The organism is Bradyrhizobium sp. S69 (genome assembly GCF_009766005.1).
Classification (GTDB): Bacteria; Pseudomonadota; Alphaproteobacteria; order Rhizobiales; family Xanthobacteraceae; genus Bradyrhizobium.
Window position 1 is genome coordinate 282,960 of sequence record NZ_LMUK01000060.1, and the last position, 26,629, is coordinate 309,588.

Annotated in this window: 21 protein-coding genes, 1 tRNA gene and 3 pseudogenes; 15 read left to right on the forward strand and 10 right to left on the reverse strand. The window is 60.0% G+C overall.

The window, feature by feature from the left end:
• Positions 1 to 137 precede the first annotated feature (137 nt).
• The gene (locus GSQ88_RS33000) at positions 138 to 1,601 is read left to right on the forward strand and encodes a trehalose-6-phosphate synthase (RefSeq protein WP_174248172.1); all 1,464 of its coding nucleotides are present in this window, start codon (positions 138 to 140) and stop codon (positions 1,599 to 1,601) included.
• A 263-nt stretch (positions 1,602 to 1,864) separates the two neighbouring features.
• On the opposite strand, the gene GSQ88_RS33005 is transcribed toward GSQ88_RS33000, so the two are convergent.
• The gene (locus GSQ88_RS33005) at positions 1,865 to 2,200 is read right to left on the reverse strand and encodes a hypothetical protein (protein ID WP_159012431.1); all 336 of its coding nucleotides are present in this window, start codon (positions 2,198 to 2,200) and stop codon (positions 1,865 to 1,867) included.
• 216 nt (positions 2,201 to 2,416) lie between these two features.
• Between GSQ88_RS33005 and GSQ88_RS33010 the strand changes: the two genes are divergently transcribed.
• A tRNA-Ser gene (locus GSQ88_RS33010) sits at positions 2,417 to 2,506 on the forward strand.
• 218 nt (positions 2,507 to 2,724) lie between these two features.
• On the opposite strand, the gene GSQ88_RS33015 is transcribed toward GSQ88_RS33010, so the two are convergent.
• From GSQ88_RS33015 to GSQ88_RS33025, 3 genes are all read right to left on the reverse strand, one after another.
• Positions 2,725 to 3,939 (reverse strand): ABC transporter substrate-binding protein, encoded by a 1,215-nt coding sequence (locus tag GSQ88_RS33015; protein WP_159012432.1) that lies wholly within the window; start codon positions 3,937 to 3,939, stop codon positions 2,725 to 2,727.
• 393 nt (positions 3,940 to 4,332) lie between these two features.
• Positions 4,333 to 5,184 (reverse strand): alpha/beta fold hydrolase, encoded by an 852-nt coding sequence (locus GSQ88_RS33020; protein ID WP_159012433.1) that lies wholly within the window; start codon positions 5,182 to 5,184, stop codon positions 4,333 to 4,335.
• A 32-nt stretch (positions 5,185 to 5,216) separates the two neighbouring features.
• On the reverse strand, positions 5,217 to 5,795 hold the full coding sequence (locus tag GSQ88_RS33025; protein WP_159012782.1) for a TetR/AcrR family transcriptional regulator: 579 nt from the start codon (positions 5,793 to 5,795) through the stop codon (positions 5,217 to 5,219).
• A gap of 220 nt (positions 5,796 to 6,015) precedes the next feature.
• Here GSQ88_RS33025 and GSQ88_RS33030 point away from each other — a divergent pair, with 220 nt between their 5' ends.
• From GSQ88_RS33030 to GSQ88_RS33075, 10 genes and pseudogenes are all read left to right on the forward strand, one after another.
• On the forward strand, positions 6,016 to 7,125 hold the full coding sequence (locus GSQ88_RS33030; RefSeq protein ID WP_159012434.1) for an efflux RND transporter periplasmic adaptor subunit: 1,110 nt from the start codon (positions 6,016 to 6,018) through the stop codon (positions 7,123 to 7,125).
• Between the two features lie 40 nt (positions 7,126 to 7,165).
• Positions 7,166 to 7,624, forward strand: a complete 459-nt coding sequence (locus GSQ88_RS33035) for a nuclear transport factor 2 family protein (protein ID WP_159012435.1) — start codon at positions 7,166 to 7,168, stop codon at positions 7,622 to 7,624.
• Positions 7,625 to 7,742: 118 nt separating this feature from the next.
• Positions 7,743 to 10,853, forward strand: a complete 3,111-nt coding sequence (locus GSQ88_RS33040) for an efflux RND transporter permease subunit (protein ID WP_159012783.1) — start codon at positions 7,743 to 7,745, stop codon at positions 10,851 to 10,853.
• A gap of 15 nt (positions 10,854 to 10,868) precedes the next feature.
• Positions 10,869 to 11,036: pseudogene (locus GSQ88_RS33045) on the forward strand (helix-turn-helix domain-containing protein); the annotation flags it as partial.
• A 127-nt stretch (positions 11,037 to 11,163) separates the two neighbouring features.
• Entirely contained in the window at positions 11,164 to 12,216 is a 1,053-nt protein-coding gene (locus GSQ88_RS33050) for an IS110 family RNA-guided transposase (protein ID WP_159012784.1), read from the forward strand.
• Between the two features lie 643 nt (positions 12,217 to 12,859).
• Positions 12,860 to 13,993 carry an alpha-hydroxy acid oxidase gene (locus tag GSQ88_RS33055; RefSeq protein ID WP_159012437.1) on the forward strand — a complete coding sequence of 378 codons (1,134 nt, stop codon included), beginning with the start codon at positions 12,860 to 12,862 and terminating at the stop codon, positions 13,991 to 13,993.
• A gap of 14 nt (positions 13,994 to 14,007) precedes the next feature.
• On the forward strand, positions 14,008 to 14,637 hold the full coding sequence (locus GSQ88_RS33060; RefSeq protein ID WP_159012438.1) for an HAD-IA family hydrolase: 630 nt from the start codon (positions 14,008 to 14,010) through the stop codon (positions 14,635 to 14,637).
• A 174-nt stretch (positions 14,638 to 14,811) separates the two neighbouring features.
• The gene (locus GSQ88_RS33065) at positions 14,812 to 16,023 is read left to right on the forward strand and encodes a molybdopterin molybdotransferase MoeA (protein ID WP_159012439.1); all 1,212 of its coding nucleotides are present in this window, start codon (positions 14,812 to 14,814) and stop codon (positions 16,021 to 16,023) included.
• A gap of 257 nt (positions 16,024 to 16,280) precedes the next feature.
• Positions 16,281 to 16,997 (forward strand): transcriptional repressor LexA, encoded by a 717-nt coding sequence (gene lexA, locus GSQ88_RS33070; RefSeq protein ID WP_159012440.1) that lies wholly within the window; start codon positions 16,281 to 16,283, stop codon positions 16,995 to 16,997.
• 231 nt (positions 16,998 to 17,228) lie between these two features.
• The gene (locus GSQ88_RS33075; protein WP_159012441.1) at positions 17,229 to 17,441 is read left to right on the forward strand and encodes a hypothetical protein; all 213 of its coding nucleotides are present in this window, start codon (positions 17,229 to 17,231) and stop codon (positions 17,439 to 17,441) included.
• A gap of 67 nt (positions 17,442 to 17,508) precedes the next feature.
• On the opposite strand, the pseudogene GSQ88_RS33080 reads toward GSQ88_RS33075, so the two are convergent.
• The 4 genes and pseudogenes from GSQ88_RS33080 to GSQ88_RS33095 all read right to left on the reverse strand — a co-directional run.
• A pseudogene (locus GSQ88_RS33080) lies at positions 17,509 to 18,582 on the reverse strand (ComEC/Rec2 family competence protein); the annotation flags it as partial.
• Positions 18,583 to 18,617: 35 nt separating this feature from the next.
• Positions 18,618 to 19,751 (reverse strand): tyrosine-type recombinase/integrase, encoded by a 1,134-nt coding sequence (locus GSQ88_RS33085; RefSeq protein ID WP_159012443.1) that lies wholly within the window; start codon positions 19,749 to 19,751, stop codon positions 18,618 to 18,620.
• Positions 19,752 to 19,792: 41 nt separating this feature from the next.
• Positions 19,793 to 20,032 (reverse strand): annotated as a pseudogene (locus GSQ88_RS36260) (hypothetical protein); the annotation flags it as partial.
• A 157-nt stretch (positions 20,033 to 20,189) separates the two neighbouring features.
• Positions 20,190 to 20,537, reverse strand: a complete 348-nt coding sequence (locus GSQ88_RS33095) for a hypothetical protein (protein ID WP_210253949.1) — start codon at positions 20,535 to 20,537, stop codon at positions 20,190 to 20,192.
• 1,153 nt (positions 20,538 to 21,690) lie between these two features.
• Here GSQ88_RS33095 and GSQ88_RS35435 point away from each other — a divergent pair.
• The 3 genes from GSQ88_RS35435 to GSQ88_RS33105 all read left to right on the forward strand — a co-directional run bounded on the left by GSQ88_RS35435 (position 21,691) and on the right by GSQ88_RS33105 (position 23,477).
• Positions 21,691 to 21,834, forward strand: a complete 144-nt coding sequence (locus GSQ88_RS35435) for a hypothetical protein (RefSeq protein ID WP_210253950.1) — start codon at positions 21,691 to 21,693, stop codon at positions 21,832 to 21,834.
• 132 nt (positions 21,835 to 21,966) lie between these two features.
• Positions 21,967 to 22,863 carry an exonuclease domain-containing protein gene (locus GSQ88_RS33100; RefSeq protein ID WP_159012446.1) on the forward strand — a complete coding sequence of 299 codons (897 nt, stop codon included), beginning with the start codon at positions 21,967 to 21,969 and terminating at the stop codon, positions 22,861 to 22,863.
• Between the two features lie 365 nt (positions 22,864 to 23,228).
• Positions 23,229 to 23,477: a hypothetical protein gene (locus GSQ88_RS33105; protein ID WP_159012447.1), complete on the forward strand. Its 249-nt coding sequence runs from the start codon at positions 23,229 to 23,231 to the stop codon at positions 23,475 to 23,477.
• Between the two features lie 228 nt (positions 23,478 to 23,705).
• On the opposite strand, the gene GSQ88_RS33110 is transcribed toward GSQ88_RS33105, so the two are convergent.
• Complete coding sequence (locus GSQ88_RS33110; RefSeq protein ID WP_159012448.1) at positions 23,706 to 25,841, reverse strand: hypothetical protein; 2,136 nt, start codon at positions 25,839 to 25,841, stop codon at positions 23,706 to 23,708.
• Positions 25,841 to 26,461 (reverse strand): hypothetical protein, encoded by a 621-nt coding sequence (locus GSQ88_RS33115; protein WP_159012449.1) that lies wholly within the window; start codon positions 26,459 to 26,461, stop codon positions 25,841 to 25,843. Before GSQ88_RS33115 ends, GSQ88_RS33110 begins: the two co-directional genes overlap by 1 nt.
• Positions 26,462 to 26,629: the final 168 nt, after the last annotated feature.

Here is a 26,629-nt window from a genome sequence, read left to right on the forward strand (position 1 = left end):
ATTTCGCTTCGCTGGCGGTGGAACCCTCGGGTTCCATTCGCTTCCGCCGGAATTTGGTTTCATTTCGTTGAAAGGTTGGCCCGGAACCATATTGATGAATGGCTGTTAATACGCGAGCGCCTTCAGGAGGGGACCCTGTGAATCTCGTCGTTGTTTCAAATCGTGTGGCACGCGGTAAGGCCAATGAGCCCATGACGGGGGGGCTCGCAGCTGCCTTATTGCCGGTGGTAGAAAAATCCGGTGCGATTTGGGTGGGTTCGAGCGGCCGGGTGCGCGATGGCGCGCAGAAGGAGCCATTCGCGGAAATTGAGGCGCTTGGCGCCGGTGCGCTGGCGATGCTCGATCTGCCGGCCGCGCACTACGGCGGCTACTATGAAGGTTTTGCGAATTCGGCGCTGTGGCCGGCGCTGCATTCCCGCACCGATCTGATCCGCACATCGCAGGACGATTATTTCTCCTACCGTGAAGTCAATGCCTTCATGGCGCGGGCGTTGCTGCGGTTTCAGAAGCCGGAGACGGCGTTCTGGATCCAGGATTATCATTTCCTGGCGCTTGGCGCGGAACTGCGCGATCTCGGCGTCAAGCAACCGATCGGTTTCTTCCTGCATACGCCGTGGCCGGCGAGCACCGTCATCGAGGGCGTGCCGCATCATCGTGAGCTGGTCGAGGCCATGCTGGCTTACGACCTGATCGGATTCCAGACCCAGGACGATTGCGATCATTTCGCCGGCTATCTGGCGGCTGAGCTCGGCCTCGATGTCGAAGGTGGCGTCGTGACCTCGCGCTACGGCAGGTCGCAGCTCAAAGCCTTCCCGATCGGCATCGACCCGCAGAAATTCGCGGAGCAGGCCACCAAGGCGGTGTTGCATCCCGACGTGTCGCGGTTGCGGCGCAGCCTGCATGGCGAGAAGCTCGCGATCGGCGTCGACCGGCTGGATTACTCCAAGGGACTGGTCAACCGTCTCTGCGCCTTCGATCGGATGTGGACCATGCAGCCGGCGCTGGCGCGAACCGTGTCGCTGCTGCAGATCGCGACGCCGTCACGCGGTACGATCGAAGCCTATGGCAATCTGCAGAACGAGCTCGCGAAATTGGTCAGCGAGGTCAATGGCCGTCACGGCGAGGTGGATTGGACGCCGATCCGCTATCTCAACAAGGGCTTTAGCCAGACCGTGCTGGCAGGGCTCTACCGCACCGCGCAGGTTGGCGTGGTGACGCCGCTGCATGACGGAATGAATCTCGTCGCCAAGGAATATGTCGCGGCACAAAACCCGGCCGATCCGGGCGTGCTGGTGCTGTCGAAATTCGCCGGCGCCGCGAACGAGCTCGATACGGCTTTATTGGTCAATCCGCACGATATCGACGGCATGGCGCGGGCCATCGCCACCGCGGTCTCGATGCCGCTCGCCGAACGCCGCCTGCGCTGGGAAGCGATGATGGTAAAACTTCGCGCCGGCACCATTCAGCAATGGTTCGCCGATTTCGTCGATACGCTGGAGACGAGCCAATCAGGCAAGAGGGCGAGCGAGCCGCCGGCGATCGAACCGCCGCCGGTGCTGTGGCCGCCGCGCTTGGCCAATTCCAACGCGCGCTATCACTAGGCACGCTGTTTTCCCGCGATGGCCTTCTCCCACCAAGGCGAGGGCAAGTGAGCTAGAGCGGGATGAGATTAGATTGAACCAGGGCTATCCGCGCGCTTCCCTTCACCTCTCCCCGGCGGGGAGAGGTCGATTTGCGAAGCAAATCGGGTGAGGGCTCTTCCAAACGTGAGGCCTTGACCCCTCACCCGGCGCTACGCGCCGACCTCTCCCAATGGGAGAGGTGAAGGGAAATCGCGACTGATTCAATCAATAGTCATCATGCTCTAATTACAATACGATGCGCCGTCGAGCGTGGCGCAACGCATCTTGTTCGGCGCACTCGGATTATCCAGCGGCACCATGCCCTTGCCCTGGCCGACGAACACGCCCGGCCCGACCACCACGGATGCCTTGTTGCCGATGATGACGCTCGGATGCGGCGTCAGGCTGGATCGCGTCCCGTCGGGCCAGACGATCGCATCGCCCGACAGCAAGCCGCGGCGGCCGTCATTGCACATCACGACGGGACCGTCGCGGGTGCAGGCCTGCGCCATCGCCGGCTCGGCGCTCCCCAAAACGATCGCGGCCACGCCGATCGCGAATGCCTGCTGAATGGTCATGCCGTCTCCGTTAAACGCGATTGCCGTTCCACTCAATCGTCTGTGTCGGCCTGTTTCAGGTTCATTGGCCTCCGGCCGCGCCTGCGGGCGGCGTCAGATAGAGCAAAATTATACATAAATATCAATCGGTTGGGGAAATAGTCGCAATCCCCGCCGCAGTCCCTTGCAAAAGTCCGCGCCTCCCTTCAAGAGAAGGCATCCAAAGACAGGGCATCAGGAGAGATGGCCGAGTGGCTTAAGGCGCACGCTTGGAAAGCGTGTGTGCGGGAAACCGTACCGTGGGTTCGAATCCCACTCTCTCCGCCAGCCGAATGCCCCGCGATTGAGCTCCCGGCTTCGCTATAAAAGCAGCCAATGAAATAGGGGCTTTCCAGCTAAGCTCGTCATGCCCGGGCTTGCCCCGGGCATCCATGTCTTGGCTGCGCTTACACAGAAAGACGTGGATGGCCGGGACGAGCCCGGCCATGACGAAAAACAGACTCGCTTTCAAATAGTTGGAAAGAGTCTCCAGAATACTCGGCGAGCTAGCGAGACGCGGTGCTGATGTTTTCGCCAAAGAATTTCCAGGTTTTTCCGTCGAATTTGGCTAGGCGGAAGGTGCTGAACGTCGAATAGTCAGTAGGAGTGATGGAAAGCGTAATACCGGGCAGCAGAAGTGGCAGCGAGATGTCCGTCAAATTGGTGGCCTGCTTAAGCACGTTTTCGCGTGTCAGCTCGTCGCCACAATTCTTCAAGATGATCGCGGTGAATTGCGCGGACCCGTAGCCGGTCTGATTGCTCCCGTCGATCGGATTTCCTTCCGGATACCACTCCTTCATGAAAGCCAGATAGTCCTTGACGCCCTGATCATCGTTCCAGGCGGGATCGCCGATAACCTTGTTGGAGAGCGCCGTGATCAGGCCGGTCGAAGCTTCGGCCCCTGCCGGTTCAAGCACTCCTCCGATCGAACTGGCAACAGAGACGATGAAGTGGGTGGGCTTCCAGCCGAGGTCGGCGATCTTGCGGATCGATTGCGCGCCGAATTTTGGTGTCGCAATCGTGAAAACAACGTCGGCGCCGGCCGACTTCAACGCGACGATCTGGGAATCGATCGTCGGATCCGTCACTTCATAGGTTAGCTCTTTAACGATCAGGTCGGCTCTCTCGCCAAGGCCTTCCTTGAATCCTCTCAGGTAATCTTTGCCAAAGTCGTCGTTCTGATAAATCACGCCGATCTTGGCCGACGGAAGCTGCTTCACGATGTACTTGCCGTAGATTTTCGCTTCCTGTGCGTAGGGCGGGTAAAATGGAGTGGTCCAGGGAAAGTTCTTCGGGTCGTTCCATTTCGCAGCGCCCGTCGAGATGAGGATGTGCGGCACCTTCTTGCCGTTCAGGTACTTCTGAATCGCGGAATTGGTGGGGGTGCCCAATGATCCGATGTCCGCAAGTATTTCATCCTGCTCGACGAGCTTACGGGTTTGCTCGACTGTTTTTGGCGGGCTGTAGCTATCGTCCATTGTCAGCAGCGTTATTTTGCGGCCATTGATCCCGCCCTTGCTGTTGATCATCTTCCAGTAGGCCAGTTCGGCCTTTCCTTGGGTGCCATAGCCGGACGCGGGACCGCTATAGGGCATCGTCTGCCCGATCTTGATCTCGGTATCACTGGCGCCCGGATCGTACTTCTTGTCCCCGGCAAATGCGCCGCTCACCGCAAAAACGGTAAGGGCGGCGGTACAAATCCCGACGACGTACGATCGCATGTTGATGTTCTCCCTAGACGTTGCCGACTTTGAGGGCGGCTTATCCCGGATCATGGCTGTGTTCCGGGAAAATGTCGACGGGGTATGCGCGCGCCGTGGAGCGAGGCGAGGGCGTAGGGCGGATTGGAGCCAAAGGCGTAATCCGCCATTCACCGAATTAGCGGCGTTCACGATTGCACTTGATGGACACGGTCATCCTGCGACCCGACTGGCATTATTCGGGACTGGATCTGAAGACCCTCTACATCACGCTCGAGCTTTGCGACACGCTCTTCCAGCCCAAACATGTACTCGCCGCGCGGATCGTCCATGCCTACAACTTCAGCCCAGTAATTCAATCTCTTCCAAACACGATTGAACATAGTTGCACGCTCCTCTATTTGATCTTCACTGTCATTCCGTCGCCAATATCACGCGGGCCAGCTCAGACGGATTCTCGAGAGCCGAGAAGTGGCCGGTATTTTTCAGCGTCACCATCTGCGAGGCGGGAATCAGCGAGCGTGTGAGTTCGCGTTCATCTGTTCGAGACCAATCGCTATCGCCATATATGAGCGTTACAGGCGTCGAGATTTGCCGATAGTAGTCCCGCGCTTTGCTCCAGGATCGCCAGCCTGCCAGCACCTTGCGTGCGATCCGCTTGTATCCGGGGCGGTGGGCTACTTCATCGAACTCGGCGAGCAGATCGGTCGGCAGTTTGCGCGGGTCGTGATATCCCCCGCCCATAATCTTGCCCAGAACCAACTTGTTTTCGAGCGATGCATTCATCGCGCCGAGCAAGGGAATCTGCAAGCTTCCGATGATGAAATTGGCAAACCAGTTGCCGCGTCGAATACCGTCCCCGTAGCGAGTCTCATAATCGTAGGGATTGATCGCATAGACCCGCTTCACACGTTGCGGAAGCGCCGCCGCCACCGTAAGGGCCAAGGCCCCGCCGATCGACTCGCCGACGATCGTGACGTCTGAGAGATTTAGTTCCTCGATAACGCGAATGACGGCTTGCCTGAAGTAGGGTTCGTCGAAGTTCGCGCTTGGATCTATTGGTGAATGTCCGTGGCCTGGGAGATCAATGACGTACGCCGTGTGCGATTTCGCGAGGAGCGGTGCCAGGCTTCGAAAATATTCGAGCTGCGTCCGGATTGTATGTATGAGGAGCAGCGGAGGCCCGCTGCCAGTCCTTTGAAAACGTACGCTTAGCTTATCCGATACCTTCAGCAAACTTGGTTTGGCTTCAGTCATGCTCAGCATTCGATCTCTCCGTGCTTCGATGGGGCGCGCTTTCAAGCGGCGGCAGCGTCGCGAACCTGTTCGGCCGCGGCATCCAAAAGCGCCTGAGCCAGATCAGGGTCGTTGACGACGCGCGATAGCGTCACCGCGCCGACCATCGTCGCGAGAATGGCCATCGCCTTGCCGCGGGAGGCCTCGTCGCCGGTCCCGGCGATGAAGCGGCCGAGCACGTCGAGATGCGCTTTGATTCCCGCTTCGAATTCCGCCTTCACGTCGGGGCCCTGTCGGGCGGCATCTGAGCCGAGTGCCACAATCGGGCAACCGTCCATCTTTTCTTCGCGATGGTCGCCGCTGAGGTAAAACGCGATCACCGCGCCAAGCGGATCATCAGGATTCTGCACGGACGCGTCCGACCATCGGCCGGACGCGCTCTCCAGTGCCCGCCTGGATGCCTCTACCGCCAGATCCTCTTTTGAGCCGAACTGCTTGTAGAAGGCGCCTTGGGTTAGCCCGGCCCCCTCCATCAAATCCTTGAGCCCGATGCCATCAAAGCCGCGCTCCCGGAAGAGGCGACTTGCCACATCGATCACGGTTTGGCGGTTCTCCGCGGCCTGAACGCGACTCACTCGCATGGTGGAGCTCCCTTTTAGATTTCGTTTGACCTCTATACTCAAGATAGAGGCTGAACGCAATCTATCAAGAGCCCACTCAGGCTGCAGAACCTCCTACGCCGAGAAAAGCCGGGTTTCCTGCCTGATCACAGTGCCGTGAAATCGGTCATTTTAGATTGTGGTCGAACTCTATCCGTAATATAGAGCTTGAACACAATCTAAAAGGAAGCAGGAGTTGGACATGAGAAAGAAGAGATTTGCGGTCTTGGGCGGTGTCCTTCTCGCGGCGTCCGGGGTGGCGGCCTTCGCTACTTTTGCCGTTCCCGCCCAAAGGGCCTCTGCCCTGAGCGATCCGAGACTAGAACTACCGATCGTCAACTTGGTGACGGCAGCGCGAGTTGCCGGAACCGAACGCGGCTTCACCGGCGTTGTGGGGGCGAGAGTGGAAAGCAATCTCGGTTTTCGCGTCGCCGGCAAGATCGTGGAACGGCTGGTGAATGTCGGTGAGCAGGTCAAAGCCGGGCAGCCGCTCATGCGGATCGACGAAACCGACCTTCGCCTCGCGCTTACTGCGAAGCGCAATGCCGTTGCCGCAGCGCGTGCATCTCTCGTTCAGACCGACGCGGACGAACAGCGATACGCGAAGTTGGTGAGCGACGGATGGGCTTCCCACCAGCGTTACGAGCAGGCAAAGGCAGCATCGGACACAGCCAAGGCGCAACTCGCCGCCGTCGAAGCCGACGCAGGGGTCGCCGAGAACCAGGCGAACTATTCCGTCCTGCTGGCAGACGCGGAGGGAACAGTCATGCAAACGCTTGGCGAGCCGGGACAAGTGGTCTCCGCCGGCCAGACCGTGGTTCGGCTTGCACAGTCCGGTCCTCGCGAAGCTGTGGTCGCGCTTCCCGAAACAATGCGGCCGGCGATCGGCTCGCTCGCCGAGGCGAGCCTGTATGGGAGCGATGGGCGTCGCTTTACTGCGCATCTCCGGCAGTTGTCGGATTCCGCCGATGTCCAGACCCGTACCTACGAGGCCCGCTATGTGCTCGACGGTGAGGCCGCGGCGGCACCTCTTGGCGCAACGGTCACCATTCGGCTTGCAAGCCAGGAGACACAGCCGGAAGTCCAGGTGCCGCTGGGAGCCGTGCTCGATGACGGCCGAAAGACCGGCGTTTGGGTCTTCGACAGCGGCACCTCGGCCGTACGCTTTCAGTCCATCAAGCTTGTGCGTGTGACCAGCGAATCCGCCGTGATCTCCGGGCTGAGCTCTGGTGATTCCGTTGTTTCGCTCGGCGCTCATCTCCTGCAGGAGGGCGCTCGCGTCAGGACTGCGTCTGAAAGCAGGGGAAACTAATTAGCTTCAATCTTTCCGCGATCACCGTTGGAGAAGTCCAATGCTGTACAGTTACATTGTCAAGAAAGAGATCCGAAAGACCTTCGACCACGTCAACAACCACCGCTGGGATGAAGCGGTGAAGGCAGTCGCGCCGCATGTCTATCACCGCGTTTCCGGCGCCCACGCGCTTGGCGGTGAGCGCCACGACAAAAAAGCCATGCGCCGCTGGTTCGAGCGCCTCGGACGCGTCCTTCCCAATCTCCATCTCACCGTCAACAAGATCTGGGTGAAGGGCTGGCCGTGGCACACCACCGTGTTTGTTCAGTGGGACGGCGCCGCATCGCTGCTCCACGGCGACGCGTCGTACACCAACCGTGGTCTCCACGTGTTCACCCTGCGGTGGGGTAGAGTCCATGCACTCGAGGAATTTCAAGATTCACAAGCAGCGGCCCGTGGGCTTGCCGCTCAAGCGGCAGCTGGCCTCAAAGAAGCTGCCGCCGAACCCATCGTAAGTTAGCAGAAGCGCAGTCAGAGGCCCGCGTTCTTTAGGTTAGCGCGGTTCACTCGGCGCCGACCTGCTGCAGGAACGGCGTGAGCGCTAGGACGAACGTCGAGGAAATAGGAGTGGCCACATGATGAATTTCAATCTTTCCGCGATCGCAGTCCGCGAACGGGCCGTCACCCTGTTCTTCATCCTCCTGCTGGCGGCCGCAGGCGCTTATGCCTTCCTCAAGCTCGGGCGGGCCGAGGACCCCTCCTTCACGATCAAGACCCTGACGGTCACGACGGTATGGCCAGGCGCGACGGCGCGCGAGATGCAGGACCAAGTCGCCGAACCGCTGGAGAAGCGGATTCAGGAGCTGACCTGGTACGACCGGGTGGAGACGACCACACGGCCGGGTTATGCTTACATGACCGTTACGCTGAAGGACAAAACGCCGCCATCCGTCGTGCAGGAGGAGTTCTACCAGGCCCGCAAGAAGCTCGGGGATGAAGCGCGCAAGCTGCCGTCCGGTGTGCTCGGCCCCTTCGTCAATGACGAATATTCCGACGTGAGCTTCGCCCTTTATGCCCTCAAGGCGAATGGCATGCCGATGCGGGAGCTCGCCAGGCAAGCCGAGGCCATTCGCCAGGATCTCCTGCACGTGCCCGGCGTCAAGAAGATCAACATCCTCGGTGAACGTCCCGAACAGATATTCATCGAGTTTTCCTATCCCAGACTGGCAACCCTCGGCGTGTCGGCGCAGGATATTGTCGCCGCCTTGCAGCGGCAGAACACCGTCACACCGGCAGGCTCGATCGACACCAAGGGGCCGCAGGTTTTCATCCGGGTCGATGGCGCTTATGACAGCGTCCAGGCGATCGCCGACACGCCGATCGTCGCTGCCGGGCGGACGCTGAAACTCTCCGACATCGCATTAGTCCGTCGCGGTTACGAGGATCCTCCCACTTACCTCATCCGACACCAGGGTGAGCCTGCCATCATGCTCGCGGCGGTGATGCAAGAGGGCTGGAATGGCCTCGCGCTCGGCAAGGCGCTGGAGGAGAGGTCCGCAGCGATCTCCCGGACGCTGCCACTTGGGATGTCTCTGGCCAAGGTCAGCGACCAGGCCGTCAACATCACCTCGGCGGTCGACGAATTCATGATGAAGTTTGCGATGGCACTCGGCGTGGTGCTGCTGGTGAGCCTGCTCAGCCTCGGCTGGCGCGTCGGCATCGTGGTCGCGGCTGCCGTTCCTTTGACGCTTGCCGTCGTGTTCCTCATCATGCTGGAGACTGGCCGGTTCTTCGACCGCATCACACTCGGCGCCCTCATCCTGGCGCTTGGCCTTCTCGTGGACGACGCCATCATCGCCATCGAGGTGATGGTGGTGAAAATGGAAGAGGGCATGGACCGCATCCGGGCGGCGGCCTATGCGTGGAGCCACACTGCAGCACCGATGCTGTCGGGAACACTCGTGACGATCGCCGGCTTCCTGCCGGTGGGCTTTGCGCGTTCGACGGCCGGCGAATACGCCGGCAACATCTTCTGGGTCGTGGGGTTCGCGCTCATTGTCTCCTGGATCGTCGCGGTGGTCTTCACGCCCTATCTGGGCGTCAAGATGCTGCCCGCGATCAAACCGATCGAAGGTGGTCACCACGCGATTTACGGTACGCCAAACTATCGGCGCCTGCGCGCGCTCATTATCTTCGCAGTGCGCCACAAGTTCGTAACCTGCGGCATCGTCGCCGTCGCTTTCGCGCTGTCGGGTGTCGGCATGGGCGCCGTCAAACAACAGTTCTTCCCGACCTCCGACCGTCCCGAAGTGCTGGTGGAAGTTCGTCTGCCGGAAGGCACCAGCATTGAGACGACCACCGCCGCAGCCGAGAAGCTCGAGCGGTGGCTGCACGATCAGCCCGAGGCCAAGATCGTCACGAGCTACATCGGTCAGGGCGCTCCCCGCTTCTTCTTCGCGATGGCGCCGGAACTGCCTGACCCGGCCTTCGCCAAGATCGTCGTGCTGACGCCGGATGCAGAGGCGCGCGAAGATCTGAAGCACCGGCTCCGACAGGCGGTGTCACAGGGGCTCGCACCTGAGGCCAATGTGCGCGTCACGCAGCTTGTGTTCGGACCCTACACGCCATTCCCTGTCGAGTTTCGGGTCATGGGGCCCGATCCGGCGGAATTGTACGCCATCTCTAAAAAAGCGCTCGGTATCATGCGTGGCGTTCCCGATGTGCGCCAGGCGAACCGCGACTGGGGTGATCGCACGCCCGTGCTCCGCTTCATCCCGGATCAGGATCGACTGAACCTCATCGGCCTTTCGCCAGCGGAGGTGGGCCGGCAACTCCAGTTCCTTCTCACTGGCATCACCGTTACGCAGGTCCGCGAGGACATTCGCAATGTCCCCATCGTGGCGCGCAGCGCCGGTGGCGAGCGGCTGGATCCGTCGCGTCTCGCGGATTTCTCATTGATGAGCAGGGACGGCCGCGCGGTTCCGCTCGACCAGGTCGGCCATTCGGAAGTCCGACTTGAAGAGCCTATAATGAAGCGTCGCGATCGCACCCCCGTCGTAACGATCAGGTCGGACATCAATGAGGCGACCCAGCCTCCGGAGGTCTCCAAGGAGATCAAGACGGCTCTTCAACCGCTGATCGCGTCCCTGCCGGCCGGCTATCGTATCGAATTGGGCGGATCGATCGAGGAAGCAACCAAGGCCAACGATGCGTTGGCGACGATCTTTCCCGCCATGATTGCCGCCATGCTGATCGTCATCATGCTGCAGGTTCGATCTTTCTCGACGATGGCCATGGTCGTGCTGACGGGACCGCTCGGCCTCGTCGGCGTCGTACCGATGTTGCTCACCTTTAACCAGCCCTTCGGATTCAACGCCATTCTGGGCCTGATAGGACTGGCGGGCATCCTGATGCGCAATACGCTGATCCTGACTGAACAAATCAAGGAGAACCGTGCTGCTGGCCTTGATGACTATCACGCCGTCATCGAAGCCACGGTGCAACGCACGAGGCCCGTGATCCTGACCGCGCTTGCTGCCGTGCTGGCCTTCATCCCCCTCACGCATTCCGTGTTCTGGGGATCGATGGCCTATACGCTGATTGGCGGCACGGCGGTCGGAACGGTCTTGATTCTGCTCTTCCTTCCCGCACTTTATGCTGCGTGGTTTCGGATCAAGCCGACTGCAGATCAGGTCCATCAGAATTCGACAGAGGAACCGGAATTACGACCAGCATTGGCTGCTGAGTAGAGCTCCGTCAATTCGATGAACCGTCCGGTCCGAACGGGAAAAGATTCCGACGAGGCCCGCGGGAGGATACTGGACGCAGCGGAGGAGCAGTTTCGCCGCGTGGGTTACCATAGGACCTCGGTGGCCGACATCGCCGCTCAACTCGGCATGAGCCCGGCCAACATCTACCGTTTCTTTCCCTCAGACCGTTTCTTTCCCTCAGGGTTACGGTGATGGGGTGGACGGCGCCCCGACCGGCATCGATGTGCCAAGATGGTCGTTGTCACAACCCATCTGAGGAGAGCCGTCCATGGGCAAGTCTATCAAGAATCTGTCGTCTGTCACGATCGTCGGGCTCGACATCGCCAAGAATGTCTTTCAGGTGCATGGCGTCGATGCCGGAGGGGCTTTGGTGGTCGCCAAGGCGGTTCGGCGCGGGCAGTTGTTGAGCTTTTTCGCTTCGCTGCCGCCATGCGTGGTGGGAATCGAAGCGTGCAGTTCGGCGCACCACTGGGCGCGCTCGTTGATCGCCCTCGGCCATCAGGTCAAGTTGATCCCGCCGGCGTATGTGAAGCCGTATGTCAGGCGCAACAAGAACGACGCGGTCGATGCGGCGGCGATCTGCGAAGCGGTCGGGCGGCCGAACATGCGTTTCGTGCCCGTTCGCAGCGTCGAGAACCAGGCGCAACTGATGCGCCATCGCGCCCGCGAACTTCTGTCGGGCCATCGGACGCGCATGCTCAACGCGCTACGCGGCCATCTGGGCGAGATTGGCGTCGTGGCGTCGCAGGGCGTGCAGAATGCTTATGCGCTTAAGCGACTCCTTGCCGACGGATGCGATGACAACGGCGAAGTCATTGTGCCCGATTGCGTGCGTCAGGCCCTGGCGCCGCTGGTTCATCAAATCGATGCGATCGACGCCGAGATCGCGGCGATCGACGAGGAGATCAAGACGCTGGTCAAGGCTGACGAGATCGCGCGGCGGCTGATGACGATCCCCGGCGTCGGCCCGCTCACCGCGCAGGCGATTGTCGCTACCGTGCGGGAGACGAGCGCTTTCGCTAGCGGCCGGGAGTTTGCCGCCTTCCTCGGCCTGACGCCGCGCCAAAGTTCGACCGGCGGCAAGGAGCGGCTCGGGCGCATCACCAAGATGGGCGATCGTTACTTGCGCAAACTGCTCGTCGTCGGGGCCTGCGCGACGCTTTGTCATCGCAAGGGGCACAATGACGCGCTGCGCATGTGGGCCGATCGATTGCTGGCGCGCAAGGCCGTCAAATATAAGTTCAAGCTGACAGCTGTCGCATTGGCCAACAAGGTCGCGCGCATCGTCTTCGCGTTGATGACGCGCGGCGGCGAATACAACGAACTGCCGATCGCCGCTTAAAGAAGGCTATCAATAAGAGTTCCTCGCCGCGCGTCCCTGGATTCCGGCGAAACATAATCGAGGGTGACCAAGGGGTGATGTGAACCAACGGATAAGGCTCGGAAGCCAGATGCACTGTCGGCACCCAATCGCGTGCGATACGGTGATTGAGGCAAAGAGCCAAGCGGACGAATCATCAGGGCCAGAGGGTCTCAACCCCTCGCAAACAGGCCGAAGACATGACCGCACCCGAGAGTTCGCAGAACCGCAGGACACCCTTGACAAGGGGCGCCGTCCAGACATGACAGTGCACTAAACTAACAAATTGCTCGGCTGTCCCAAGCACGCCGACGGCGTCATGCCAGCATAATTTAGTGCGCTGTCGCCGTAGTTCGTCGCGCGTGGAATGAAGTCGCAATGGAATGGCCGATTGCGCCTTCGGCTGATCCCCGCCCTACGGGCCTGCACGGATTTGGGGCGTTGGCCCAGCCGCTTCCGGAAGGCTGACCGCGTGCCGCCGTCGGGCTGGCCGGACCGGCTTTTCCGCGGTATCGGGTGATACCAGCCATAGCATTTTCGGGATGGTGCGGAGGCCCGGGACGCGATAGGCGAAAGGAAGGTAAAACCTGACGCAAGAAACGTGAAGCGCTCCCCGGAGGAAACCATGAACGACGCGACCCCGATGCGATCACCGGCCCTGGCCCAGCTCGCCGCCAGCCGTGAAGAGTTCCAGAACCTTCACGAATTCGTTCGCAAGGCGCGGGCCAATCTCAACCAGAATGCCTGGGACTACATCGTGGGCGCCGCCGAGACCGAGACCACCATGCGACGCAACCGCATGGCGCTGGACGAGATCGCGTTCCGGCCGCGCGTATTGCGTGATGTGTCGAGGGTCGATGCCACGGTCGAGCAATTCGGCCGCAAGATGCGGCTTCCGGTGATGATCGCACCGGTCGGCGCGCTCGAAATCTTCGACCCCGAGGGTGCTGCCGCGGTGGTGCGGGCGACCGGCAGGTTCGGCATCGCGCATATGCTGAGTTCGGTGTCCGGGCCCGGCCTCGAGAAGGTCGCCGAGGCCGCACCCGACGCCTTGCGTATCTACCAGCTTTATGTCCGCGGCGACGACGCTTTTGTCGAAGACAGCGTCGCCAGAGCGATTGCCAAGGGCTACACGGCGTTCTGCCTGACCGTCGACACCGCGCATTACAGCCGGCGCGAGCGCGACATCGCCAAACGTTATGTCCGCGCCACGCGCCTGCGCGTCAGCGGCGGCGACTTCCAGATGGGGCTGAACTGGAAGACGGTGAAGCTGATCAAGGACAAATACAAGATACCGCTGATCATCAAGGGCATCGCGACATCAGAAGACGCGGAGATCGCGATCGATCACGGCGTCGAGTGGATCTATGTGTCGAATCACGGCGGACGTCAGCTCGATCACGGCCGCGGCTCGATGCATGTGCTGCCGGAGATCGTCGAAGCGGTGCGCGGCCGCGCCAAGATCATGGTCGATGGTGGCATCTGCCGCGGCACCGATGTGGTCAAGGCGATCGCCGCCGGCGCCAACATCGTCGGCCTCGGCCGCTTGCAATGCTGGGCGCTTGCGGCGGGCGGTGAAGCCGGCGTCGAGCGGATGCTGGAGCTCTTGGAAGACGAAGTGATCCGGACGCTCGGGCTGCTCGGCGCCACCTCGTTCGCCGGCGTCGACAAATCCAGCCTGCACACGGCCACCGCGACCAATCTGCCCAGCGTGTTCAGCGCCTATCCGCTGCTGGACATCGAGCCCTATCGCTACTGACGGCATCGTCGCCGATGACCACGCCCCTGCTCACCCCCGGCTCCGCCGACGCGCTGCTGTTCGATCTCGGCCGCGTGGTCATCAATGTCGACTTCAACCGGACGCTGGCGTGCTGGGCCGGGCACGCCGGCCGCACGCTGGCGGATCTGTCCGGGCGGTTTGGGCCGGACGAAACCTTCCGGCGTCATGAGACCGGCGAGGTCAGCGACGCCGAGTTCTTTGCGGCGCTGCGCAGGACGCTCGGCGTCGACATCTCGGACGCCCAATTCCTGGAGGGCTGGAACGCGATCTTTGCCGGCGAGATGCCCGGGATGAACGCCCTGCTCGCACGTGCCGCCGACAGACTGCCGCTGTATGCCTTCTCCAACACCAACCAGCCGCACATCGAACATTTCTCCAAAACCTACGCCGACATCCTCGGCCATTTTCGCGAAATCTTTCTTTCCTCCACGATCGGGCTTCGAAAACCCGACGCCCCCGCCTATGATCATGTCGTGAAGGCGATCGGGGTACCCGCGCAGCGCATCGTGTTTTTCGACGATCTCGCCGAGAATATCGAAGGCGCGCGGATGCGGGGCTTGACCGCCGTTCACGTCACTTCGCCCGATGACGTGGCGCGCGCGCTCACGGCGCTCGGGATTTAGAGATTTGGAATTTAGTCTGACGGAAATAAATTGCTAAAATCGATCTGAATTCGTCATTGCGAGGAGCGAAGCGACGAAGCAATCCAGTCTTACTTCGTTGCCCTGGATTGCTTCGCTTCGCTCGCAATGACGAACAAAGAAGTCACGAGTTACGGAAATTCAGGAGCATTTACTTTGGCATTGATGCCGGTCACTGAGGCGCTGTCCGCCATTCTCGCAGGCTCCGAGCTGTTGCCCGAGGAAATGGTCGCGCTCGATGCCGCCTACCATCGCGTGCTGGCGCGCGACCTCGCCGCGTTGCGCACGCAGCCGCCGCAGGCGATGTCGGCGATGGACGGCTATGCGGTACGATCGGCCGACGCCAGCAGGGCCGGCGCGCGTTTCAAGGTGATCGGCGAAGTCGCCGCGGGACGGCCGCTCGATAAAGCAGTCGGCGCCAACGAGGCGGTGCGGATATTCACCGGCGGCGTCATTCCCGACGGCGCCGACGGCGTCGTGATCCAGGAAGACACCGAAGTCGATGGATCGAACATCACCATCACCGAGCCTACGAGCCCAGGCCGGCATATCCGGCCCGCAGGCGTCGACTTCAACAAGGGCGATGTGCTTTTAGCCGGTGGCAGCCGGCTGACCGACCGCGACCTGTCGCTGGCCGCCTCCATGAACTATCCGGAGCTTGCGGTGCGCCGCCGGCCCAAGGTCGCGGTGCTCGCCACCGGCGACGAACTGGTGATGCCGGGATCGGAGCCCGGTCCCGGCCAGATCGTCTATTCCAACGGCTACGCGCTGCGCGCGCTGGCCCGTGCCGAGGGCGCCGAGACCATCGATCTCGGCATCGCCGCCGATACCATTGCGGCCACCACCCACGGCATCCGCCGCGCCCGCGACTCCGGCGCCGATGTTCTCATCACCACCGGCGGCGCCTCGGTCGGCGACCATGACCTCGTCAAGCAGTCGCTGGAGGCCGAGGGCGTCGCGATGGCGTTCTGGCGCATCGCGATGCGCCCGGGCAAGCCGATGATGCATGGACGATTGGGCGGCATGCGGGTGATCGGCCTGCCCGGCAATCCGGTGTCGTCTTACGTCTGCGCATACCTGTTTCTGGTGCCGTTGATTCGCGCTCTATCGGGCCGCACGAGCATTCATCACGCCCGCGAAACCGCATTGCTCGGTCGCGATCTCGCCGCCAACGACCAACGCGAAGACTACCTGCGCGCGCGCCTCGAGACGCGCGACGACGGTGCGTTGATCGCGACGCCGGTGAACCATCAAGACAGTTCGCTGTTGGGGAATCTCGCTGCGGCACGGGCACTTCTGATACGCGCGCCGTTCGCGCCGCCGGCCGCTTCCGGCTCGGTTTGCGACATCCTGCGGCTGCCGTTCTGATCACCAGCGACAGCGCGTCTACCTAAAACTCACGCTCTGAAACTCACTCTATTCATCAGAAATTAAGTGGTTGCGGAACACATATGGAACATATAGTGTCCGTTCATGATTTGTTTCGAGTATTGACGGCTACAAACTGCAACTTGGAGTTTTCTAGAACTCCCGACTCTCTGGGATCCGACAAGCTCGCGAAGCGAGGCCAAGTCTTTTGGAATCGGGTCTTTGGAATCGAACGACACAACTGGGGACTGGTCGAGATGCTCACGCGCAAACAGTACGAACTCCTGCGTTTCATCAATGAGCGGCTGAAAGAGGACGGCGTTCCGCCCTCCTTCGACGAGATGAAGGATGCCCTCGATCTACGTTCGAAGTCCGGCATTCATCGCCTGATCACCGCGCTGGAAGAGCGTGGCTTCATTCGCCGCCTGCCCAACCGGGCCCGCGCCATCGAGGTGATCAAGCTGCCGGAGCTTTCCGGGAACGGCAATGGCAATGGCCGCCGCGGCTTTACGCCGAGCGTCATCGAAGGCACGCTCGGCAAGATCCGCAGCACCAGCAACAATAACGCTATGAACGAGGACGACGGCAACCATCCGGTCGCCGTGCCCGTGATGGGCCGCATCGCGGCCGGTACGCCGATCGAGGCGCTGCAAACCCGCAGCCACACCATCAGCGTGCCGCCGGATATGCTCGGCTCAGGTGAGCATTACGCGCTCGAAGTACGCGGCGATTCGATGGTCGATGCCGGCATCCTCGACGGCGACATGGCGCTGATCCAGCGCAACGACACCGCGGAAACCGGCGACATCGTGGTGGCGCTGATCGACGAAGAGGAAGCCACGCTGAAGCGCTTCCGCCGCCGCGGCGCGTCGATCGCGCTGGAGCCCGCCAACACCTCCTATGAGGTGCGGATCCTGCCGCCCAACCGGGTGAAGATTCAGGGCAAGCTGATCGGGCTTTACCGGAAATACTGAGCGAGCCTCGTGGTCTCGGTCTAATGGTCTTGGTCCAATGGTCTTGGCCCAAATGCCTCGCCAGCCCTCGGACCGGTAATCGGGGGCTGGGCGCAAGGGGTCGATTATCCAGCCCTGATTGATAGTCCTTCTCCATCTCCACGGATTATCAAATCGGCTGCTTCGCTCTATCTCCCGTACATCGCAAGACGAGGCGAACGCTTCGCGAGGCGATCGACAAGGGAGACTACAATGAAAAAGACAATCCTGACCGTACTGGCAGCTACTTTGATGGTTGCCTCGACTGCACAGATCGCCGCGGCTGCGGAACATCATCACGCCAGGAAAATGGTCCGGGCGCCGGTGAGCGACCAGTTCCGCAACGCCAATAACGCCGTGGCGCAGCCGAGCCCGTATTCAGACTATACCGACGGCCACGCCATCTCGGCGCCCGCCGGCCGCTGACCGATCCGATCGCTAAAAAAGCCCCGGTGTGAGCCGGGGCTTTTTTGCGCCAGCGCGCTGAACTTCTTCAATCCTCGCTTTGCTGATCGGCTTCGGCCGGCGTCGCATCCACCGTGCGCGGCGCGGCCGGAGTACGCACGAGACCCGGTTCATCCTCGGCGTCGCCGGCGACCGCCGGTGACCACGGCCGATCGAAGCCTCTCGGCTTGACCGCGTCGACGACAAAGCCGTCGCGGCTTCGCCGCAGCGCCAGCGCGCCCTGCCGCCGCAAACGATCCAGCGTGATCACTGGTGCTGCGCATGTCGACGGCGCTTGCCTTGCCGTCACCACCAGCGCCGCACGCGCGCAATCATCCGCCAGCGCCTCCGGCCGCAGCGATAGCGTCACCTGCGCGCCACCGGCCATGGGCGCCACGCATCCCGCCTCGTCGCAGGAAACGCCGACCGCCAGCGCAGCATCCGCAGGCAGCCGGGGATCGGCGTCGGCCGCGAGCCATTCCTTGATGAGGAACGCATCCTTGGCACTGCGCATCAGGTGCAACCGACCGTCTTTGCCACGAACCCCGACATTGTGGCCGTCGCCGGAGATCAGCACATCGGGCTGCGGAACCAAGAGCGCCCATGCCGTCGCCAGCAGCAGGACGACCGCGCCGGACCAGCGCAGCGGCGTCCGCAACATCCCCAGCAGGACGATGCCTGCGCTGGCGGCGATCAGCGGGCCGATGCCGAAGGCGGCCATGCGCCCGATCGCGCCCGGCAAGGCTGCGACCCACTCGGTCACCGCGATCATCCAGTCGATGCCGACCCCCATCAGCCACCAGAACACGCCGTCGAGCCCGAACGGCATCGCCAACAGGCCGAGCATGCCGGCCGGCATCACCACCGCCGACACCACCGGCATCGCCGCCAGATTGGCCAGCACGCCGTAAGGCGTCACCCGATGGAAGTGGAAGGCGGCATAGGGCGTGGTCGCAAGCCCCGCCACCAGCGAGGCCAGTGTCAGCGTCATGATCTCCCGCCCGCCCCATAGCGCGACTTTTGCGGTAATGGAGTTATCCGGCGCGGCAAACAGCCGGGGCATGCCGATCTGGATCAGCGCGACCAATCCCAATGTGGCCGCGAACGACATCTGAAATGTGGGACGCGGAGAGCCACTTCGCTTGTCAACTCAGATACTTAACTCGCATCCCGGATCTTGCTCCGGGACTTTTTCCGGGACTTCGCGAGCCGCTCGACGGCAACAGCCACATCCTCATCCAGCACATGCGCGTAACGCAGGGTGCTCTTGATGTCCCGGTGGTTGAGCGCCTTCTGCACCAGCTTGAGGTTTCCGCTGTCGCGGAGAAGCTTAGTTCCGAAATCGTGTCTGAAGTCGTGGAACCGGAAGTCAGCTACGCCAGAGTTGGCGCGGATGCGCTGCCAAGCGGTCTTGGCGCCAGTATAGGTGAGAGGATATCGCTGTCCTCTTACTCGGCCAAGCCGCTTGTTGCCGTAGACAGCCACATAGGTGAAGCAAAACTCCGGGTGCTGCCCCTGCAGCGGGAACAGGATCTCGTGAACCGCGGGCGTGATCGGGAAAACCACGCGCCGGCCACCCTTACCAGTGCGAACGATTTGCCGCGTGCCGAAGTTGACTTCTGTCCAGCGGAGCGTCACGCATTCCTTGAGGCGCATGCCGCTGGCGCCAACGAGCGCGAAGAACGCCTCATAGTCATCGCGCATTGCTTCATCCAATGCCGCGGCCTCGCTGTCCTGCAGCTCACGCACCCGTTCCAACGGCTCTGGCAGCAGCAGCGCCTCCCAGTCCGGCTCGTTCTCAAACATCGCCCTTTCGGCTTTGGCGAAGGCAAACAGGCGCTGCAACACCTTGGTCGCTGAACGGTTTACGGTGGCGTTGGAGACCAGCGGCAGCGCCTCCTCTTGCTCCTTGGTCCGCTTACCGCGCCGGGAGACGCGTTGTCCGCGGCGCCACGCCACCATGTCCTTGGCCGCCTTGTGGTCGATGTCGGTTAGCTGCTTCGACTGGCCGAAGTATCCTATGAGCCGCGCAAGGTTGGTCTCGGTGGCTTTTGGCTCCGCATCATACTGTGCGCTGTCGTTCCAGAGTCGGCCCGCAACGTCATCAATTGCAAGCGACGTCTTGGCTCGGCGCGTCGCCTTCACCAGCGCCTTGGCCTTCTCTAGCTCTGCGGCCTCGAATTTTTCCGCGTCGCGTCGAGACGTGCATTTCGTGCTGCCATGAAACCGATGACCTTCGTGCTGGAAATCGAATTGATAGTACGGCGAGCGCTTGTCACGATAGACGGACACGGTGCTTCCCTCCTGCGGCGACGCCCCTCAAACTCTTTGATGTCTTCTTCCGCGTACCGCCGTCGTGGTCGCTTCTTGCCGCGCCCGACGTTGATGTAAGCGATTTCACCGTCGTGAGTGAGCCCACTAAGTTGGTCCTCGGTGATATTCAGCCTCAACGCCGCTTGCTCGGGTGTGAGCAAGCGGTCGTTGTCGTTGGCGGGATTGGGCAAGGCGCGCCCTCGGGTATAGTGGACTTGCGTACCTCGTCGGCCTAAGCCGACGCACACGAAACACGGCATTATAAGACGTGCTGGCGTGGAGCCCAGTCAAAAACCGTAAGTTTCTTTGGCAAGGTGCGGAAAACAGCCCGCGCCGGTTAAGACGCGGGCCAAATACGCAGCCTGTTGAGAATGTCAGGCCGTGACTGGCCGGTGAGCCACTTTACAGCGGTTGGACTCAAACGGTCTCGGCCCCGAGCAGAATGACCTCGTCATCGGTCCTTCGATCTTCCCAAGCTGCACGCGCGTATTCCAGCCTTAACGCACCGTCTGGATCGTGAAGCGCGGCCCATCTTCCAGCATCTCTAACAGCCGCAGAATTGATAAAGTCTATGTAGAGGCCCCCATCGCGAGCAATGGGGTTGCACCCTTCTTCGCGAATCTTCTGAAAAAAAGTGCGCTCGCAAAAAAGCGGAGACGGATCTATTTGGTCGGAAACAATAGCGGCAGAATCGGTCATGGTGGTGATGTCTTTCATTATCTGTAGAATCGAACGGGTATTGCCCGTCCAAATCTTTTCTGGCATCATAAAACCATGAAGTCAACAATTGATAGCGCTAAAAAACCGAAACGCGGCAGACCGCCTGTGGATAGCATGGCGATTAACGTCCGTATTTCTACGGACTCGGTCTCGGAAATAGACGACTGGCGGCGGCGCCAGGATGACCTACCCGGCAGGCCAGAGGCAATTCGGCGGTTGGTTGAGCAGGCGTTGAAGGGGAAGAAATAATGCGTCGTAGCCGCCCGTGGACTTCAAAAGACGACGACCTGCTTCGAGATTTGGCAGCCGCCGGAAAACACGTCGTCGATATTGCGGCCGAGATGAATCGGAGCGAATCCGTAATCCGAGCACGGGCGAAAGTGAATGATCTGCAAATCGCAAAAAATACCAGAGGTAGGCCTGCCGAGATCGAGTTGAAGGCGAAACGGTAAATGCCACGGCGCCCTCCAGGTTTTCCCGTTTATCGCGAACGCTGTGCCTTGCAGTCATTGGTCGGAAGGGATTGGTTGCCGGGAGCGAATCTGTACCCTGCCGGCCCATCAACAATCGTCAACATGCTGACGAAGGGTTGGCTGAAGCGTCGGCAGGACCAAATGTTCGGTTGGACTTTCTGCATAACATCGCTCGGCGAAGCGGCGCTGAGGGCAGAAATCCCGTCGAGGCCGATCAGATCGGTTAAGAAGCGGGGCCGGCCTAAGAAATGACCCGGCCGAGGTCGCCTGAACCTACAGAGCTGAAGGCGAAGAAATAGTGGACAGTATAACTGGCATGGAATGGCACTTGCCGCATTGGCTCATACTGGCAGGCACATTGCTGGTGATTGCTGGCCTGATTGGGTTGGTCATAAGACGTAGGCAACAGGCGAAGGTTCAGGACGATCCGGCCACCGAGCAAAGTTCCGGGTCGCGCCCTCGGCTTCCGCCACTACCGGGTCTTCTTGATTCCCGGCCTCGAAAGGATCGGCGTTAAAAGTCCATCCCTCATGGGGCGCTTCGGCGCGCGGCTTGCTACAGATTTGACAACCGCCGCTGAGTTGGATCGCGTTTGGCCGGCCGGTCGGGTCCCGATATTCTCTTTGGGAATTTCGGGATCGCTTAACTACTCGCCGCTAGATACTTGGGGCATGTGGACGCGTCTCGGAAGGTTGCTGATTCAGGGCGGCGCGAGGGTAATTGGCATGTCGCTGGCCGCCCTGTGCACGCTCGGCACCATTTACATCACCGCGATTCACTCCAGCCCCGAGCGTAAATCCGCGGTCTTGGCGCCGCCGCCGGGATGCATGCCGAGCCATTGCCGGGCGAAAATATCGAGCACTCCTTGATCTTATAGTCGATTGCTAAGTCTCTTCGGCGCCTACCGCCGCTCCCCACCGCACATGATGCTAAAGGTAGCAGTTGCCCTGCCCGGCTTCCACGCCGTATAGTTGCGCCGGGTCTGGGGGGGGGCTTACTTTGTGGTTACGAACTTTATCGCGCTAGACGTCGAGACTGCGAATTCGGATTTCGCAAGCATCTGCTCGATCGGCTTAGTTCACTTCAAGGCCGGCGAGGTTTTTAAGTCGCTTACAATCTTGATTGACCCAGAGGACAATTTTTCTTCTGCCAATATTGCCATCCATGGAATTCGCCCAGAGGATGTCGCAGGCAAGCCAACGATGGCTAAAGTGTTCCCCATTATCAGCAGCGCGCTTCTCGACACGGCAATCGTTCATCACAGTCCATTTGATCGGACCGCGCTTGCCCGCGCCGCCGCCAGGTACGGCGCCGATGGTCTGCCCTGTATATGGCTCGATACTCTACAGGTCGCGCGTCGAGCGTGGGATTCCTACGGTGGGGGTAACGGCGGCTATGGACTGAAGAATTTAGCGTCATCGTTCGGAATTGAATTCCGTCACCACGACGCCGCGGAAGATGCTCGTGCAGCAGGTCTAATCCTTTTGCGCGCCATGGCCGACACAAAAATAAATCTCCAGGCGTGGATCGATGACATCGGCTATGAAAGTGTAGCTGGCTATCTCCCAAGACCGTTTAAGCGCAAGACTGACTGGAAAAGACATTCCCAAGACGGTAACCCCGATGGACCGCTATTCGGTGAAACCGTCGTGTTCACTGGAGAATTGTCCCTTGCGAGGGATCAGGCAGCCCAAATGGCTGCCAACGCCGGATGCAAGGTTGCAGATTCCGTGAGCAGAAAAATTACTATGCTTGTGGTTGGCGATCAGGATTTGCGGCTCACGAAAGGGCAAGAGAAAAGCTCTAAGCAGCGGAAAGCGGAAGCGATGATCGCTGAGGGCGCGCCAATAAGGATGGTTTGCGAAAGTGACTTCATGATGATGGTTGGCCATGAATGAATTGGAAGTCAGCAACAGAACTAATCTCCTGCCACGACTGCGACCGACCGGTTTCATTTAGCGCCGCCGCTTGCCCGAACTGCGGATCAAGGGAGCCGACTGGACCGTACCGGTTCAGCGCAAGAGAGGCGCGCAGACTGGGCGCCGAAGATAGGAACGATAGAACGCTGATCATCATGACGGTCGGACTGGGTGCGGTTGGCGCATTCTATGGCGTTGAAACGAGCTCCAGCGCGCTCGGGGCTTACGTTGCCGCGACCGTAGACGGTTTCTTGGGCGCCGCCATCGGTGCGCCCCTCGCCTTCGCAATCAACGTCACGCGCAATTGGCGCTAGGCACCCGGACAAGGTTTGGAACGGAAAAAGATGACCGAACGCGCTCCTGAAGAAACTAACAAGTTTCTAGCCATTAGTTTCCTGACGGACGCACAGCAATATCGCCAGGCATCTCGCATTCTACATGACAGTCGGTTCGACAGGATCACAAGCCCGCAATATTTCCTCATCTCGCAGAGCATTGAACTGTATCTGAAGGCTTTCATCATTGCGGCCGGAGGTAAGCAATCGGAATTAAAAAAACGTGATACCCGCCACTCCCTCTTGAAGCTTTTTTAACTTGCAACAGCAAAGGGATATGCGCCTCGAAGCGCCAAGACGGCTACCGTGATCGATTTGCTGGCCCCACATCATTCGGACCACTCCTTCCGCTATCGCAAAGTCGGCTTCAAGAAATACCCAACCCTTCGAGAAGGCATCGAAACATTGGATCGGATGGACCGAGAAATCGCTTCGACGGTTGCTCGTTCGATCCCGGGACTATAATCAGGTTTTCCTCACCCACCATCACAACCGCCTCTGCTTTTTCGCCATGGTCACAGCCGACACAACGCGCGCCGGCAACTCGGCCTGTAATTGATTCAGCTGCACTTGAAGCTTTGCCAAGCCAGCGGCATCAGCATTCGGCGCGTTGATGGTAAAATTCATCGGCGCAATCACGCTGCCCCCGTTACCGCCCTTAAGCACATCGTTCGGAATGACCTGGCCGCCCTTGGGGATATTCAGCAACTCCGGCCCGTGCTCGCCCACCAGCGATAAGCCGCCAGGAGCGTTATCGGTGCCTCCAGCAAACTGTCCAACAAGAGGTGCGCCACCAACCGACGTTGGCCCCGCAGCGCCCGAGATCGAGCCGTTGGCATTGATCGATGGCGTGCTGCCCAGCCCGAATAGCGACAAGATGCTGCCGCCGCTGGACCCGCCGAACGCCGACGACCACAAATTGTCAGCAGCCATCTTCGTCAGCTTGTCGGCAATGGCACCCAGCGCATTGACGCCCGCAGTCTGTAGGGCCTGCATAGCAGATGCGCCGTTGCGAATCTGGGTTTCGAAGTCAACGAAAAACTGACTGTTGACCTGCTGGCCGAGAGAGCCAAGGTCTTTGATGGTGGCGTTGAATTTGAGTGATGCGGCTTCGCTACTGGCCATGGCGGCCGGAATATCATTGCCGTAGATGCTCTTTAGTTGAGTGGCAATCGTCAGGTCTTGCGGAGTTAGAAGCGCAGTCTGTTGACCGAAACTAATGTTAGAAGCGACCTTGGCCTTAGCCAAGGCATCTGCAGCTTCGCCAGCATCCTGTGCCAGATCCTGGTTCTTGTCTATCTGTTGTTGGGTAAGTGCTATGCCAGCCTGCTTGGCGGCAAGATCAAGTTTGGTTTGCGCCTCTGCCGCAGCGAGATCGCCAGCGCCCAGTCCCTGCGCGTCAGCATCTGCGCTGGTTTTGGCGGTAGATTTTTCTACCTGATTTTGCGCACGATCGTAGGCGTCTGCCGGAACGTCTCTTGGATCAATTACAGTGTGCTTATCGTTTGCATCTTGCGCGTCGTCTTGCTTCTGGTCGGCCAGGTGCTGATAATGCGCCTGCACGTCCGCAATGGACTTCGGTCCTGACTGCGGATATGCGGAACTGTTCAGCGCATCTGCACCTGTCCCGGGCGCACCAAGCGGCGTGAGCTTGAAGGGGGAAGCTAATAATGCACCTGCGTCTGCCCAGAACTGTAGTGAGAACGCTGGAGCATTTTTGAACTCTTCGGCCGCTTTGTTCAGGCTATCTGCATCAATTGTGACAACCTTCTTGTTATCACCCGATCCGATGGTAAGACCGAGGCCAAGGCTACCCAATATCCCTTGAGCGCCGCCGCCCTTGTCTTTTATACTCTGTAAGAACTTGGCCCCACGCTGAATTAGGTCGTCCATGCCAGGCAGAAGGTCGGCAATTGCAGCCTTCATATATGTAGCAAACTCAGTGCTGGATTTTTGCCACGCCGCGTTAAAGTCGGTAGCCTTTTTGATAGTGGCGTCGTCAATAACTGCGCCTGCCGCCGTCGCCTGGTCACTTAACGTGCCCATTGCGGTAGCGCCCTGCTGCAACAAAGGCACCCACTCTTGAGTAAACCCCAGCATCTGCGCTATTACAATAGCGTCCTGCGGAGTCGCAGCGTTGCTGACGAGGCCAGCCGCTATTTGCAGCAACTGATTTTGAGAGATCAATTGGCCGTTGGCGTTCTTGACGCTTATGCCGTTTGCATCAAGTTCCTTAGACAGCGAGTTCGAGTTGCGCGCGGCGTCATTGAGCAGCGAGGCCGACTTCTGCAGTCCATCGTTTATCTGGTCCGTCGAAAGGCCCGCGACTTGCCCGCCGAACTGTACGCCTTGAAAATCCTTGAGCGTAAGACCAACCTGCTCGGCGGTCGCTTGCATGTCCGCAAGTTGTTTATTGAGCGAAACAACATACGCCAGAATTCCGGTGAACCCGGCCGCAGCAGCGGTAAAGAATGTACCGAATCCACCAGCCGTTGGATTCAGGCTCGCGAACGACGATTCAATCCGGCTTACAGCGCTATCCGCCATATCACCAGCAGAGTTCATGTCGCTCTGGAATTGGTCCAGTTTCGCACCAAGCTGAACTACAAGGTCGTTGGACATTATGCAACGCTCCGGATCTCTGGATTGATCCGTTCTCCAATTTTATCCGGCCAGCGCTCCAAAATTCGCGTTTCGATATGATTGGGCTTGATCGTCGTCATTTGACACCAGCCACCAATGACCGCGAACTTTTCACGCTGCGCTCGCATGATAGCCAAGCCTGACTGGGCAGGTTGTTCAGCATCAAACTTCATATCGATGATGCTTCGATCGTTTTCATCGACTGCGGCCGGGGTTATGAAGACGGGGCACTCCGTCATTTCGAATGGCTTCGTTCCGATACCTTCATCGGCCTGAATGCAGAACAGCGAACCTGGACCCGCGATAACAATTCTGAAACCCTCGAATTGATCTGGCGCTTCCTGGGCAAGACGCCGGATGATGTTGGGAATGTTATCGACGAAATACTTACGATCAGCGAAGTCGTGCGCAGCCAGCACAGCAAACAAATGCCCCATTGCAGATGTTCTGCCGGTTGCGGCCACGGCAGCGCAATATTGCGGAAATATCTCAACCTTATTCATGAGGCCAGCCAAAGCGAGGGTCTGGGGATGACAGATTGCGGCATCAGAAAATAGAAATGTTGCGTCATCTGTCACAAACGCATTCAGTGCGCTCATCACGGCCTCCCAGCGAACGAGATGCCAACGCTTGCGGTTAGCGTCACTGCAAAATCAATTGCGCCCGCAGCGACGTATCCCTCCGCCAAAGGCCGTCTTGTTTGAGGGACGCGAGGGCTGCAGGTCCTAGGGGTAATCCTAGGAGAAGCGCTATGACGATTTCGCGGG